The 14,204-nt window shown below is 65.7% G+C and carries 13 protein-coding genes; 4 read left to right on the top strand and 9 right to left on the bottom strand.

Annotated features, from left to right (window positions below; genetic code table 11):
- Positions 1 to 60 precede the first annotated feature (60 nt).
- Positions 61 to 1,251, top strand: a complete 1,191-nt coding sequence (locus BRSPCE3_RS13505; RefSeq protein ID WP_244066306.1) for a helix-turn-helix transcriptional regulator — start codon at positions 61 to 63, stop codon at positions 1,249 to 1,251.
- A gap of 36 nt (positions 1,252 to 1,287) precedes the next feature.
- Here BRSPCE3_RS13505 and rnhA read toward each other — a convergent pair whose 3' ends face one another.
- From rnhA to ispH, 3 genes are read right to left on the bottom strand one after another with little or no spacing between them, the layout of a single operon-like run.
- Positions 1,288 to 1,749: a ribonuclease HI gene (gene rnhA / locus BRSPCE3_RS13500; protein ID WP_244066305.1), complete on the bottom strand. Its 462-nt coding sequence runs from the start codon at positions 1,747 to 1,749 to the stop codon at positions 1,288 to 1,290.
- Positions 1,737 to 2,717, bottom strand: coding sequence for a homoserine kinase (locus BRSPCE3_RS13495; protein ID WP_244066304.1), 981 nt, complete (start codon positions 2,715 to 2,717; stop codon positions 1,737 to 1,739). Before BRSPCE3_RS13495 ends, rnhA begins: the two co-directional genes overlap by 13 nt.
- A gap of 5 nt (positions 2,718 to 2,722) precedes the next feature.
- Positions 2,723 to 3,697 (bottom strand): 4-hydroxy-3-methylbut-2-enyl diphosphate reductase, encoded by a 975-nt coding sequence (ispH, locus tag BRSPCE3_RS13490; protein WP_244066303.1) that lies wholly within the window; start codon positions 3,695 to 3,697, stop codon positions 2,723 to 2,725.
- A 229-nt stretch (positions 3,698 to 3,926) separates the two neighbouring features.
- Between ispH and BRSPCE3_RS13485 the strand changes: the two genes are divergently transcribed.
- Positions 3,927 to 4,625 carry a DUF1013 domain-containing protein gene (locus tag BRSPCE3_RS13485; RefSeq protein ID WP_244066302.1) on the top strand — a complete coding sequence of 233 codons (699 nt, stop codon included), beginning with the start codon at positions 3,927 to 3,929 and terminating at the stop codon, positions 4,623 to 4,625.
- 105 nt (positions 4,626 to 4,730) lie between these two features.
- Here the strand turns inward: BRSPCE3_RS13485 and BRSPCE3_RS13480 are convergent, their stop codons facing one another.
- The 3 genes from BRSPCE3_RS13480 to BRSPCE3_RS13470 all read right to left on the bottom strand — a co-directional run bounded on the left by BRSPCE3_RS13480 (position 4,731) and on the right by BRSPCE3_RS13470 (position 8,155).
- A complete protein-coding gene (locus BRSPCE3_RS13480) occupies positions 4,731 to 5,003 on the bottom strand; it encodes a hypothetical protein (RefSeq protein ID WP_244066301.1) in 273 nt (90 codons plus the stop codon).
- Positions 5,004 to 5,363: 360 nt separating this feature from the next.
- Complete coding sequence (locus BRSPCE3_RS13475; protein ID WP_244066300.1) at positions 5,364 to 7,271, bottom strand: propionyl-CoA synthetase; 1,908 nt, start codon at positions 7,269 to 7,271, stop codon at positions 5,364 to 5,366.
- Positions 7,272 to 7,399: 128 nt separating this feature from the next.
- Positions 7,400 to 8,155 (bottom strand): tetratricopeptide repeat protein, encoded by a 756-nt coding sequence (locus tag BRSPCE3_RS13470; RefSeq protein WP_244066299.1) that lies wholly within the window; start codon positions 8,153 to 8,155, stop codon positions 7,400 to 7,402.
- Positions 8,156 to 8,307: 152 nt separating this feature from the next.
- On the opposite strand from BRSPCE3_RS13470, the gene BRSPCE3_RS13465 reads away from it, so the two are divergent.
- Positions 8,308 to 9,852, top strand: a complete 1,545-nt coding sequence (locus tag BRSPCE3_RS13465; protein ID WP_244066298.1) for a sodium:proton antiporter — start codon at positions 8,308 to 8,310, stop codon at positions 9,850 to 9,852.
- A 77-nt stretch (positions 9,853 to 9,929) separates the two neighbouring features.
- Positions 9,930 to 10,700, top strand: coding sequence for a hypothetical protein (locus BRSPCE3_RS13460; protein ID WP_244066297.1), 771 nt, complete (start codon positions 9,930 to 9,932; stop codon positions 10,698 to 10,700).
- Between the two features lie 6 nt (positions 10,701 to 10,706).
- On the opposite strand, the gene BRSPCE3_RS13455 is transcribed toward BRSPCE3_RS13460, so the two are convergent.
- From BRSPCE3_RS13455 to BRSPCE3_RS13445, 3 genes are all read right to left on the bottom strand, one after another.
- Entirely contained in the window at positions 10,707 to 11,513 is an 807-nt protein-coding gene (locus tag BRSPCE3_RS13455; RefSeq protein ID WP_244066296.1) for an SDR family NAD(P)-dependent oxidoreductase, read from the bottom strand.
- Positions 11,514 to 11,624: 111 nt separating this feature from the next.
- Complete coding sequence (locus BRSPCE3_RS13450; protein ID WP_244066295.1) at positions 11,625 to 12,038, bottom strand: DUF1850 domain-containing protein; 414 nt, start codon at positions 12,036 to 12,038, stop codon at positions 11,625 to 11,627.
- The gene (locus BRSPCE3_RS13445; protein WP_244066294.1) at positions 11,999 to 14,107 is read right to left on the bottom strand and encodes a TRAP transporter permease; all 2,109 of its coding nucleotides are present in this window, start codon (positions 14,105 to 14,107) and stop codon (positions 11,999 to 12,001) included. The genes BRSPCE3_RS13450 and BRSPCE3_RS13445 overlap by 40 nt, the downstream gene beginning before the upstream one ends.
- Positions 14,108 to 14,204 lie beyond the last annotated feature (97 nt).

Here is a 14,204-nt window from a genome sequence, read left to right as displayed (position 1 = left end):
CGCCTCGATCCGGATATCATGCGGGTCGGGATTCGATCCTGACCCATTTGGGTGCGGCAATTGCGCACATCCGCGGCAGTCCCGGTATTGCCGGTCCGCATCCGTCTGTATTTCTTGATGTTTCTCGCCGCAGGTTCAACGACGCTCCCATTGAGTCCGAAAGCCATAGACCACGATCAGTTGACCCAGGTCATGCGCCGCCTCGGCGAGGCCGTCGTCGATCCATTGCTGTGGCCTGAGCTGATGGAAAGCATCTGCGCGGCGGTCGGCGGATCGGCTGCATTGCTGCTGCAGAGCGACGTCCGAACACCGGACGTGCCGCGAACGAAGTCCATCGACGAAGCCACCCGGTTCTATTTTGCCAACGATTGGCACACTAAAGACCCGCGTGCGATCGGATTTCCGCGCATGATGGCCGGCGAGGTCGTCACGGATCAGGACCTGCTGACGCCCGAGCAGATCCAGGCTGATCCGATGTACAACGAAGTCCTGTTTCCGTTCGGCTTCAAATGGTTTGCCGGCATCGGCTTTTGGGCGGACACCGCCGCATGGGCACTCACGATTCAGCGCACCCAAAACGAGGAGCCGTTTGACGAGGCGGACAAGCGAGCACTCGCCCGTCTTGCGCCAAGATTGACCGAGACCGCGACATTGGCGACGGCGGTCGGCCGAGTGGCCCTCACCTCGATGACCAACGTGCTGGAGAAGGTTCAGCGGCCCGCCGTCGTCCTCAATCGGCAGGGCTTTGTGCTGAGCTGCAACGCCGCGGCTGATGCCGGATTCGATCAGGACATCCTGGTCCGGAACAGGCGGCTTGCGCTTCGCGACAAGGATGCAATGGCGAAATATCACCGCCTTGTCGATTTGATCCGGACGTCGCCCGACGGCGCTGCGCTGCCGACAGAACCGATCGTGGTCCGTCGCGCAGCAAAGCCTCCCGTCCTGATCCGCGTGTTATTGGTCGACGGTGCCGCAAGCAGCGTATTCTTGGGCGCTCGTGCAATGCTGGTCTTCTCCAACCTGTCGCCACCCCCGCTGCTGGATGCGAAGCTCATTGCCCGAGCTTTCGATCTGACACCTGCAGAGGCAAGGTTGACCGCATTGCTAAGGGGCGGTCTGCCTATTCAGGCCGCCGCAGAACAATTGGAAATCTCTCCCGCAACGGCGCGCAACCATTTGAAGTCGGTGTTCTTCAAGACTAGCACCCATCGCCAGTCAGAGCTGATCAGATTGGTTACGATGCTGGGGTAGTTCGAAGATGGCAGGGATTGACCATCATCCGGAGGCTCAGCCCTTCAGCCTCGCTATCGCCACGCCCTCGCGCGCCAGCTCGTCGGCGCGTTCGTTCTCGGCGTGGCCGGCATGGCCCTTGATCCAGTGCCAGCGCACCTCGTGCGGCTTCAGCGCGGCGTCGAGCCGCTGCCACAGTTCGACATTCTTGACCGGCTTCTTGTCGGCGGTACGCCAGCCGTTGCGCTTCCAGCCGTGGATCCAGCCGGTGATGCCCTGGCGGACATACTGGCTGTCGGTGGTGAGGTCGACCACGCAGGGCTTCTTCAGGGCTTCCAGCGCCGAGATCGCCGCCATCAGCTCCATGCGGTTGTTGGTGGTGTGCGCCTCGCCGCCCTTCAATTCCTTCTCGACGTCGCCGAACCGGAGGATCGCGCCCCAACCGCCCGGTCCGGGATTTCCGGAGCAGGCACCATCGGTGAAAACAATCACATGCGGCTTGTCGCTCACGCCGCGCATCCTGCCGGTGTGATGCCGTAGTCGCGCAGGCTCGCGACATTCTGCTGGAAGCGCAGCTTGCGGACGTATTCAAGCGGATCCTTCGGCTGCACCAGCGCGCCCTCGGGCACGTTGAGGAAGTCGACCAGCCGCGTCAGCAGGAAGCGCATCGAGGCGCCGCGCGCCAGCAGCGGCAGCGCGGCCTCTTCCGCCGCCGACAGCGGCCGCTCGCGGCCATAGGCATTGAGCAGCGCGCGCGCCTTGGTGACGTTGAAGGAATGATCCGGCTCGAAGCACCAGGCGTTGAGGCAGATCGCGACGTCGTAGGCCAGGATGTCGTTGCAGGCGAACGGGAAGTCGATCAGGCCGGAAAGCTTGTCGCCGAGGAAGAAGACGTTGTCGGGAAACAAATCGGCATGAATCACGCCGACCGGCAGGTCCGTGGGCCACGCGGCCTCGAGATGATCGAGCTCGCGCGCGATGAAATCGTGCAAGCCCGGCTGAACGCTGTCGGCCCGCGCGGCGGCGAGAGCAAACAGCGGCCGCCAGCCGGACACCGACAGCGGGTTCTTGCGCACCAGCGGAAAGTCGCGACCGGCCAGATGCATCCTGGCCAGCGCCTCGCCGACGCCTGAGCAATGCGCCACGTTCGGCCGCCGCGGCCACACCCCTTCGAGGAAGTTGATGATCGCCGCCGGCCGGCCGGCGAGCCGGCTCGTGACCTCGCCCTTGCGGTTGCGCGCCGGCTGCGGGCACGACACCCCGCGCCCGGCGAGATGCGCCATCAGCGACAGGAAGTACGGCAGGTCGTCCTCCGCCACGCGCTTCTCATAGAGCGTGAGGATGTAGGCGCCCTGGCTGGTGTGCAGCAGGAAGTTCGAATTCTCGACGCCCTCGGCGATGCCCTTGTAGGAGAGCAATTCGCCGATGTCGTAGCTCTTGAGGAATTCCGCGAGGTCTTCGGCGGCAACGTCGGTGTAAACCGCCATATGGTCTATTCCGCCGCGGCAGCGTCGGGCCGCAGCGAACGCGGCAGCGGGAAGAATTCGTTCTCTTCCGCAGCCGAGACCGTCTCCACGTGCAGTTCGTAGCGCTCCGCGAAGGCGCCCATGATCTCCTCGACGATCACTTCCGGGGCCGAAGCGCCCGCGGTGATGCCGAGGCTCCTGATGCCTTCGAAGCGGCTCCAGTCGATGTCGCTGGCGCGCTGCGCAAGAATCGCAATCGGGCAGCCCTCGCGCTCGGCGACCTCGCGCAGGCGCTGCGAGTTCGACGAGTTCGGCGCACCGACCACGATCAGGGCATCGACCACCGGCGCCACCTTCTTGACCGCAAGCTGGCGGTTGGTGGTGGCGTAGCAGATGTCTTCCTTGTGCGGACCGTTGACGTTCGGGAAGCGCTCCTTGAGCAGCGCCACGATCTCCGCGGTGTCGTCGATCGACAGCGTGGTCTGGGTCACGAAGGCGAGGTTGTCGGGATCCTTCGGGACGAAGGTCTTGGCATCCTCCGCCGTCTCGATCAGGGTCACGGCGCCCTCCGGCAGCTGGCCCAAGGTGCCGACCACCTCGGGGTGGTGGGAATGCCCGATCAGCAGGATCTCGCGGCCGCGCTTGAAGTGGATCGCCGCCTCGCGGTGGACCTTGGTCACCAGCGGGCAGGTCGCGTCCAGTGAGAAGAAATTGCGGGATTTGGCCTCGGCCGGAACCGACTTGGGAACGCCATGGGCCGAAAACACCACCGGGGCGTTGGTTTCGTCGGGAATCTCGGACAGTTCCTCGACGAAAATGGCGCCTTTGGTCTTCAGGCTGTCCACCACGTACTTGTTATGGACGATTTCGTGCCGGACATAGACCGGCGCCCCGTAAATGGTCAGGGCACGTTCGACCGTGTCGATGGCGCGGACCACCCCGGCGCAAAAGCCGCGGGGGGAACAAAGCACGATTCTAAGGTCGGGTTTTTTCGCTGACATCAGGCTGTCTCGGGGCAATCTCGGGACCGAATCACCCCTCGCCGGCGGGCGGGGAACGGCCAGTTAAGGTAAGGACTTGGGACTGCTTTCGGGCGCTGTCAAGGCGATTTTGCTGGCCCATTGCGCCATTCCCCCCGGAGGGCTTATATAGGCCGCATAATTCCCGTCATCGCCGATGACTACCAGCTTCGCCTCGACAGAGGTGGGCGAAGCACAAAGGAGATTTGCCATGAGCAACGCACCGCTGATGCCGAAGGCGACTGCCGTGTGGTTGGTCGATAATACCGCCCTGACCTTCGATCAGGTGGCTGATTTTACCAAAATGCACCCCCTCGAGGTCCGCGCCATCGCCGACGGCGACGCCGCCCAGGGCATCAAGGGCATGGACCCGATTTCCAACGGCCAGCTGACCCGCGAGGAGATCGAGCGCGGCGAGCGCGACCAGAACTATCGCCTCAGGCTGCAGGAGAGCAAGGTGGTGCTGCCCACCGCCGCCAAGAAGAAGGGCCCGCGCTACACCCCGGTGTCGCGCCGCCATGAGCGGCCGAGCGCAATCCTCTGGCTGGTGCGCAACCACCCCGAGCTGAAGGACGCCCAGATCATGCGTCTGGTCGGCACCACCAAGACCACGATCGCGAGCGTGCGCGACCGCACCCACTGGAACGCCTCGACCCTGACCCCGATGGACCCGGTGACGCTCGGCCTGTGCTCGCAGATCGAGCTCGATTTCGAGGTGCAGCGCGCCGCCAAGGAGAAGCCGACCACGACCGTCTACGGCGGCGCCACGCTGCTGCCGGCTTCCGAGACCACGCGCAAGGACGAGCTCGACGATCAGCCGATCGAGCGCCACGACGATCTCAACGTCGATGCGGTGTTCGCCAAGCTGAAGACGATCGGCGGCAAGAAGCCCGACGACGACCAAGAGTAAGCGCGGACCGCGCGACGAGCCGAACACGAAAACGCGGCGGGGCAACCCGCCGCGTTTTTGTTTGTGGTGTATGCGAGAGACGGGACTCCGCGCGCCAGCGACGCGTCAGTGCCGGTCCGGATTGTTCATCATGTATTCGCCGAGATTGCGCTGCCGGCGATCGGTGCGGGCTTCGGCGTTCTGGCGCTGCACGTCACGGTCCTTGCGGCAGGCGACATATTCGGGCGAGCCGACCGCGACCTTGCCGCCACCCTGGCAATACTGGTCGTCGTCGCCCATGCTCTCCGCGATCGGCGACCGCCCGCGTTCGAGGCAGCCTGCCAACAGCGGCAGTGCGAGCAGTAATGCGAGGGGCGCGCGTGCGGAAATGGATCGCATCCGTGGGTCCGTATCTCGTGGGCTATGACAGGGCCGGGATGACCCGGCAATCCATCAAAATCAAGGCCGATTTGCTTCCGACGGGTTTCGGGGGTGCGTGGCCGGATTGGGCGATGGTGCGCTCGTCGTCGACCGCGCCCGGGGCCACCCCTCTCCCCACCCTCCCCCGCAAGGGGGGAGGGAGCCTGGCCCTCGTGCTCACCTCACGTGATGCAGCGGCAACTGCATCCCTTCGGTTGGTCCGACGTGAGGGAGCCACCGGCGGATGGGTTCCCTCCCCCCTTGCGGGGGAGGGTTAGGGAGAGGGGTGGCCACACGGCGTGCTCTCTCGAAAGCGAGAGCAAGGCACGAACGACGCGCCTACGCCTTCCCCTTCAGCGCCTCGCCGATCTCGTCGAGCACCTTGGGGTCCTCGATCGTCGCCGGCATGGTCCAGGGTTCGCCGTCGGCGATCTTCTTGATGGTGCCGCGCAGGATCTTGCCGGAGCGGGTCTTCGGCAGCCGCGCCACCGTGATCGCGAGCTTGAAGGCTGCGACCGGCCCGAGCCTCTCGCGCACCAGCGCCACCACCTCCTTCTCGACCTCGACCGGCTGCTTGGTCACGCCGGCCTTCAGCACCAGGAAGCCGCAGGGCACCTCGCCCTTGATCGCATCCTTGACGCCGAGCACGGCACATTCGGCGACATCGGGATGCGAGGCCAGGATCTCCTCCATGCCTCCGGTGGAGAGCCGGTGGCCGGCGACATTGATGATGTCGTCGGTGCGGCCCATCACCCAGACATAGCCGTCGGCATCCTTGTAGCCGGCATCCGAGGTCTTGTAGTAGCCAGGGAATTCCGTGAGGTAAGCGTCGCGGAAGCGATCGTCCTGCTGCCACAGCGTCGGCAGGCAGGCCGGCGGCATCGGCAGCTTGATCACGATCGAGCCCATGGTGCCTGCGGCCACCGGCTTCGCCGCCTCGTCGACGATGTCGACCTGATAGCCCGGCATCGGCACCGTCGGCGAACCGTGCTTGACCGGCAGCATGCCCAGGCCCATCGGATTGCCGGCGATGCACCAGCCGGTCTCGGTCTGCCACCAATGATCGATCACGGGCACTTTCAGTTGCTGCTCGGCCCATTCCACCGTCGGCGGATCGGCGCGCTCGCCGGCGAGAAAGAGCGTACGGAAGCGCGAGAGGTCGTAACTCCTGAGCAACTTGCCTTCGGGGTCTTCCTTCTTGATGGCGCGGAATGCGGTCGGCGCGGTGAAGAAGGCGACCGCCTTGTGCTCGGAGATCACGCGCCAGAACGCGCCGGCATCCGGCGTGCCGACCGGCTTGCCCTCGTACATGATCGTGGTCGCGCCATGGATCAGCGGGCCGTAGACGATGTAGGAGTGGCCGACCACCCAACCGATGTCGGAGCCGCACCACCAGATCTCGCCGGGCTTCACGCCGTAGAGATTTTCCATCGACCATTTCAGTGCGACGAGATGCCCGCCATTGTCGCGCACCACGCCTTTCGGGATTCCGGTCGTGCCCGAGGTGTAGAGGATGTAGAGCGGATCGGTCGCGGCGACCGGCACGCAGGGCGCGGCCTTGCCGGCGTCCAATGCAGCGCGGCGCAAAGTCGCCCAGTCATGGTCGCGGCCCGCGGTGAGCTCGCAAGCCTGCTGCGGCCGCTGCAAGATGATGCAGCTCTCGGGCTTGCTGCCGGCGAGCCGGATCGCCTCGTCGAGCAGCGGCTTGTAGTGCACGATGCGCCCGGGCTCGAGGCCGCAGCTCGCCGAGAAGATCAGCTTCGGCTTGGCGTCGTCGATGCGGGTCGCGAGCTCCTTGGCCGCGAAGCCGCCGAACACCACGCTGTGCACCGCGCCGATCCGCGCGCAGGCCAGCATCGCGACCACCGCCTCCGGCACCATCGGCATATAGAGGATGACGCGATCGCCCTTGGTGACGCCGAAATCCTGCATCACGGCGGCGAGCGTCTGCACTTCCTTGAGCAGCTCGGAATAGGTGAATTTGGTGATCGTGCCCGTCAGCGGAGAATCGTGGATCAGCGCGACCTGGTCGGCGCGGCCACCGGCGACATGGCGATCCAGCGCGTTATAACAGGTGTTGACCACGGCGCCGGCGAACCAGCGTCCATAGGCGCCCGTCGAGGGATCGAACACCTTCTTGGCCGGCTCGATCCAGTCGATCTCGCGCGCCGCTTCGGCCCAAAAGCCCTCGGGGTCTCGAAGCGAGCGGGCATACACCTCATGATACCGGCTCTGCTGGGTGTTCATCGCGGTTTCTCCCTCGCGCGCGGTCGCGCGTCATTTGCCGACCATTGTCACGGGAAGCGGCGCCGTTTCAAGCCGAAATGACCGCGACCTTCGGCCGGCTCCGGCGCGCGCGTTTGCAAAGCCGGGCTCTAGTACCCGTCGACCCCGTTGATCCGCTGCAGCCGCTCGCGCATCGCCTTTTCCAGGTCGTAGCCCGGCTTGCCGAATTCGGCGTTGCGGCGGGCGATGAACTGATCCTGCGCGCGCTGCAGGTCGCGCGCCTGGCCCGGGTTCTGCGCCTCGCGCACGGTGCGGAAAGTCGATGCGACGATCTCGCGATCGAGATCGGCGAGCGCGGGATTGGCGCAGATCGCCTTCTCCACCGGCCGGCGCGCCTTGCGGCAGTCGAAGCTCGGCTTGCCGGCGACCGCCATCATGGCGCCGATCCGCTCCAGCTCCAGCGACAGCGATTTGTAGTTGGCCTTGGCCGCGGCATGATTGGGATCGAGCTGGACGGCGGCGCCGAAATCCATGATCGCCTTCGGCCGGTCGCCCTTGCGGCGCCACAGTTCGCCGCGCGCATTATGCGCATCGGCCAGCGACGGATCGAGCTTGAGCACGGTGTCGTAGTCGGCGATCGCGCGATCGATCATCTGCTTGCGGTCATAGGCGCCAGCCCGCGCCAGCAGCGCCTTGACGCGATCGGGCCTCGCCGCCTTCTCATTGTCGATCAACGCGCCGCAGACATCGATGACCTTGTCGTCATCGGCCGCCGCGACGCAGGGACCGGCATTGGCTCGCACATCCTCGCCCGGCTCGCTGCCGGTGGCGCGCGCAACGCCTGACACGACCGACAGACATGCGCAAATCAGCGCGACGGCCAGATTTGGAGAGTTGCGTCGCATTTCCATCACCGACAAGACATCCTGCAGCTGAACCCCGCCCCCGATTTTCCGGCAGTGCCATTTGCCGCCAAACCACACGCTGGATTATACGTCAATTGCGACGATCGGCTGCTGTTGGGCCGCACGTCGCGCGCCGCACTTGGGGGTTCGTCTTGCTCACGTTCGAATGGATCATCGGCCTGTTGCTCGCGGCGGTGGCACTGTCGGCGCTGGCGCGGCGGATCAAGGTGCCCTATCCGACCTTTCTTGCGCTCGGCGGCGTGCTGCTGACCCTGCTGCCATGGGCCCCGACCTGGGCACTGGAACCGAAACTGGCGCTGGCTCTGTTCGTCGCGCCGGTGCTGCTCGATGCCGCCTTCGATACCTCGCTGCGCGATCTCCGCAACAATTGGCTGCCGGTCTCGACGCTGGTCGTGGTCGCGGTTGGCGTCACCACAACGGCGGTTGCCGTGGTCGCGCATTGGCTGCGCCCGGACATGCCCTGGCCGGTTGCGATCGCGCTCGGCGCCATCGTGGCGCCGCCGGATGCGGCCGCGGCCACCGCAATCCTGCGCCAGGTCAGCCTGCCGTACCGGATCCAGAAGATCCTCGAGGGCGAAAGCCTGCTCAACGATGCCACCGCGCTGTTGATCTACCGGGTCGCGGTCGGCCTGGTCGCCGCCGAGCACATGAAGATCCGCGAATTCGTGCCGTCGATCACGGTCGCGCTGGTCGGCAGCCTCGCCGCCGGCTATTTGTTCGCGCAGGTCTGGATGATGATCACTCGCCGCATCACCGAGGCGCCGAGCGCGATCATCACGCAGTTCGGCGGCACCTTCATGGTGTGGATCGTCGCCGAGCATCTCGGGCTGTCCGGCATCCTGACCATCATCGCCTATGCCATCACCATCGCCCGCACCGCGCCGGCCCGCACCTCGGCGCGGCTGCGCGTGTCCTCCTATGCGGTGTGGGAAACCGTCGTCTTCGTGCTCAACGTGCTCGCCTTCATGCTGATCGGCCTGCAATTGCGCCCGATCTGGTCCGAGCTCGACGACGAGGTGCGGTGGAAATATTGCAGCTTTGCCGCCGCGATTCTCGCCGTCGTGATCCTCGCCCGTATCCTCTGGGTGATGCCGTACGGGGCGCTGCTGCGCGCGTTGAAGGCGCGCCATTGGCTGCCCACCCATGTGGTGGACGCGGTGCCGACCCTGAAGCGCGGCTTCATCGTGTCCTGGTGCGGCATGCGCGGCATCGTCACTCTCGCCGCCGCGTTTGCGCTGCCCGAGTATTTTCCCTATCGCGACCTGATCCTGCTGACGGCGTTTGCCGTGGTGCTGGGCTCGCTGGTGATCCAGGGCCTGACCTTGCGGCCGCTGATCCTGGCGCTGGATTTCGACGACGACGATCCGGTCGGGCGCGAGGCCGCCCATGCCCGCAGCGTGGTGTTTCGCGCCGCGCTCGACGAGATCGACGAGGACCCGTCCGAGGAAGCCGAGATCCTCCGGCTCGAATACCGCGCCGTGCTGCTACGCGCCGAGAACGACCCGGACGGCGGCCTGACCTCGCGCGAGCTGCCGTCGGATCCGCTGCGCCGCCGCGCCATCGCCGCGGCCCGTCAGGCACTGCTCAGCCTGCGCCGCACCGAGGCGATCGGCGACGACGCCTTCCATCTGGTCGAGGAGGAGCTCGACCGAGCCGAGCTCAGCGTCGAAGCGTGACCGCCTCACGGACTTCACAACATTGTTCGCAAGCCCCGCCCGGTTGAACCGTCGCCCGAATTGTCAGACCCAAGATCATGACAATCCTGATCGATCGCAATTCACCGCGCGCTTCGGCGACAGTCGAGGCGCAGTACTTTTATTTCTACATGGCGCTGTCGTGCATGGCGGTCGCCCTGCTCGGCTTTGCCCCGACCTACTGGGTGCCGATGGCGCGGGGCTCGCTGTCCGCGCCCCCTGTCGTCCATTTGCATGGCCTGCTGTTCTTCGCCTGGACGCTCTATTTCGTGTTCCAGAGCTGGCTGGCGGCTTCAGGGCGGATCGTGCGGCATCGCCGGGTCGGCCTGATCGGCGTGTCGCTGGCGACCGCCATGACGATGCTTGGCCTGATGGCTTCAATCAGCGTCATGAAGCGCTCCGCCGCGATCGGGCAGATCAACGAAGGCGTCGCCTTTTCGATCGTCCCGTTCAGCGGCATCCTGTTCTTTGCCGTCGTCTTCGCGCTCGCGATCGTCTATGTCCGCGATCGCGAAGCGCACAAGCGGCTGATGCTGCTCGCGGCGATCTCGATCCTCGATGCAGCGGTCGCACGCTGGTTCCTGACCTTCCTCGCGCCACCTGGCCCGCCCGGACCGCCGCCGGTCCCGGTCACGATCGCGCCGGCGTTCGTCGCCTATCTGCTGCTGGTCGTCGCGATCGCGTTCGACTGGCGCAGCCGCGGCCGTCCGCACCCGGTCTACATCTATGGCGGGCTGGCGCTGATCGCGGTGAAGCTGTCGAACTGGCCGATCAGCACCTCGGCGGCCTGGCATTCCTTCGCCGGCGGCATCCTGGCGCTGGCGCAGTAGTCTTCCTCAAGCTCCGGACTTCGAGGTGATGCCGCCGTCGACCACGAGCTCGATGCCGGTGACGTATTTCGATTCGTCCGAGGCCAGGAACAGCGCGGCATTGGCGACGTCCCAGGCGTCGCCCATGTGCCCCATCGGCACCTGGGCGTCGCGCGCCCGCCACATCGCCTCGACATCGCCCTTGGCGTAGCTCTGCGCCAGCCCCGCTGAATGCGCGACCATTGGCGTCTTCATCAGCCCGGGCAGGATCGCGTTGACCCGGACATGCTTGGAGGCGAACTCGACCGCGGTCGAGCGCGTCATCTGGTTCATCGCCGCCTTGCTCGCATTGTAGCTGACATAGGAAATGCCGACATGGCGGATAGAGGCGATCGAGGAGATGTTGATGATCGAGCCGCCGCCCTGCTTGATCATCACGGGAATGACGTGCTTCATCGACAGATAGGCGCTCTTGAGATTGACTGCGAAGACGCGGTCCCACTCGGCTTCCGCCACGTCCACCACGCTGCCGACCTCGGCGATTCCGACATTGTTGTCGAGCACGTCGATGCGGCCATAGGCCTTGAGGCAGGCGGCGACCATCGCCTCGACCTCGCCGGCGCGCGAGACATCGGCGGTGAATGCGGTGGCCTTGCCGCCCTCCCCGGTGATGATCTTGACCGTCTCCTCGGCCGCCGCGCCATTGCGATCGACACAGAACACGCTGGCGCCCTCGCGCGCGAAGGTGACGGCGGTCGCCTTGCCATTGCCCCAGCCGGGCCCGATCGAGCCCGCCCCGACCACCATCGCAACCTTGCCCTTGAGCCGATCCATCGGTCTTTCTCCCGCTTGTTGTTCTTGACGCCTGACGTAATCCGTAGCCCGGATGAAGCGAAGCGCAATCCGGGAACACTGGCCCCGGATTACGCTGGCGCTCCATCCGGGCTATGGACCTTTGCACACACTCATCGTCGTGACATTAGCACCGATCGGATGCTCGAAAATCTCCGATAGCGTCTGGCAGCGTCCCGCCTCGCACAGATGCCATTCGCCCGCCGCGCCTGAATTGCCGAGCACGACCTCCGCCCTCGGCACAGGCGGCGGCGACCATTGCAACCAGCCGTCGACGAGCCGCGCTTCCGGCGGCGGCTCCATGCCGGCGCCGGTGCCCTTGATGCGCGCCTGTTGCAGCGTCAGCCCGGCCGGCGTGACCAGCCAGTCTTCCTGCCAGGCGGTCTTCTCGATCGAATGCGTCCAGGTGAGCATGAAGGCCGCGATCGATAGCGCCTTCACGACTCCTGCGGATGCGAGGCAGAGGCTCAAGCCGCCGCCACCGCGTCGCGCGGACGCTGCCGCCATTGCCACAGCACGATCGCCGCGGCGAGCGTGAAGCCGGCGGTGTCCGAGAAGCGGAAATCACCGAGCAGGCAGAGCGCGGCGCCGAACGCGACCGCGATCTCGATCAAGGTCAGCCGCGTGAACAGGAAGCCGATCGCGACGATGCCGAACAGGGCGATCGCCACCAGCGCCTTGAAGGTCGCCAGCGCCACCGCGCCGTAGAAGCCGAGATGGGCGGCCATCGGGTCGCCGGCCTGCAGCATCAGCGCCGGCGAATAGACGAAGATGAAGGGAATGACGTAGCCGGCGAGCGCGATCCGCATCGCCTCCCAGCCGATCTTGTCCGGGTTCTCCTTCGCGATCGGCGCCGCCGCCAGCGCGGCGAGTGCCACCGGCGGCGAGAGGTCGGCCATGATGCCGTAGTAGAACGCGAACATATGGCTTGCGATCAAGGGCACGCCGAGCTTGGCGAGCGCAGGGGCGGCGAGCGCCGCGGTGATGATGTAGGTCGGGATGGTCGGGATGCCGGTGCCGAGCAGGATCGACAGCAGCATGGTCATGATCAGCGCCAGGAACAGGCTCTTGGCGCCGAGCCCGATGATCCAGCTGCCGAAGATGGTGCCGACGCCGGTCTGCGTCATCATGCCGATGATGGTGCCGACGATGGCGCAGGCCATGCCGACGGTCAGCGCCGACTTGGCGCTGTCGGCGAGCGAGTCACGGCAGGCCCGGAGCGTGGCGCGGCCGCCGCGCGTGATCGCCGCGATCACGATCAGGCCGGCGACGACGCTGATGACCGGAACGATCTCGAGACCGTGGCGCGACACTGCGGCAACCACCAGCGCAAGCCCGATCCAGAAGATGTAGCGCACGACGGTGTTGGAAAAGCCGAGCGTGATACTGGCGCCGAGGATCAGCGCGACCGTCAGCGCAAGTCCCATGCTGCCGGCATAGAGCGGCGTGAAGCCTTCGAACAGCATGTAGACCAGCGCCGCGAGCGGCAACACCAGGTACCAGCGCGCCACCAGCGCCTTCCAGGCGCTCGGGATCTCCGAGCGCTTCATGCCGACCAGGCCATGCTTGCCGGCTTCCAGATGCACCATCCAGAACGCCGAGGCGAAATACAGGATCGCCGGAATCACCGCGGCCTTGACGATCTCCGAATAGGGCACGCCGAGCGTCTCCGCCATGATGAAGGCGACCGCGCCCATCACCGGCGGCATGATCTGGCCGCCCATCGAGGCGGTGGCCTCGACGCCGGCCGCGAAGGCGCGGCGGTAGCCGAACTTGATCATCAAGGGAATCGTGAACTGGCCGACGGTGACGACGTTGGCGACGCCGGAGCCCGAGATCGTGCCCATCATGCCCGAGGCGAACACCGCGACCTTGGCCGGGCCGCCGCGGGTGCGCCCGAACAGGCCGAGCGAGACGTCGGTGAACAGCTGGATCATGCCGGCACGCTCCAGGAACGAGCCGAACAGGATGAACAGGAAGATGTAGGTCGCCGAGACGTAGATCGGCACGCCGTAGAAGCCCTCGGTGCCGAACGAGAGATGGGTGACGATCTGGTCGAAGTCGTAGCCGCGATGGTTGAACGGCGACGGCAGATACTGCCCGAAGAACCAGTAGAGCAGACAGGCGCCGCACATCAGCGGCAGCGCCGCCCCCATCAGCCGCCGCGTGCCCTCGAAGATCAGGACCGCGAGCAGCGTGCCGACCGCAAGATCCATGTTGGTCGGATCGCCGTCGCGGGCGATCAAATCGGCATAGAAGATCCACTGATAGAGCCCGCACAGGAAGCCGCTCGCACCGACGGTCCAGCTCACCGCACGGCCGAAATCGGTCTTTGCGGTGAAATTGCCGATCAGGCCAAAGGTCAAGAGGATCAGGAAGCCGACATGGACGCCGCGTACCACCTGGCTCGGCAAATAATTGAAGGCCGCGACATAGAGCTGGAACACCGCGAAGGCGAGCCCGATGGCGTAAGCCAGGTGCCCCCAGGCGCCCGGGCCGAACCCTTCCGGAAAGCCGTGTTCGAAATTGTCGAATTCAACCTTGATGGGCTGTTCGCCCGCAACCTGCTGCTGCATATGAAAAGTCCCCCCGCCTGCCCGCGGGGTTTATAGCGCCCCGCTGCACGTCATGCGCGGGCCTGGGCCGCGCATCCATCGAAAAATCAACGTCTTT

The sequence above is a fragment of the Bradyrhizobium sp. Ce-3 genome, assembly GCF_022835695.1.
In the GTDB taxonomy this organism is placed as follows: Bacteria; Pseudomonadota; Alphaproteobacteria; order Rhizobiales; family Xanthobacteraceae; genus Bradyrhizobium.
This window is presented reverse-complemented; position numbering and strand designations above follow the sequence as displayed.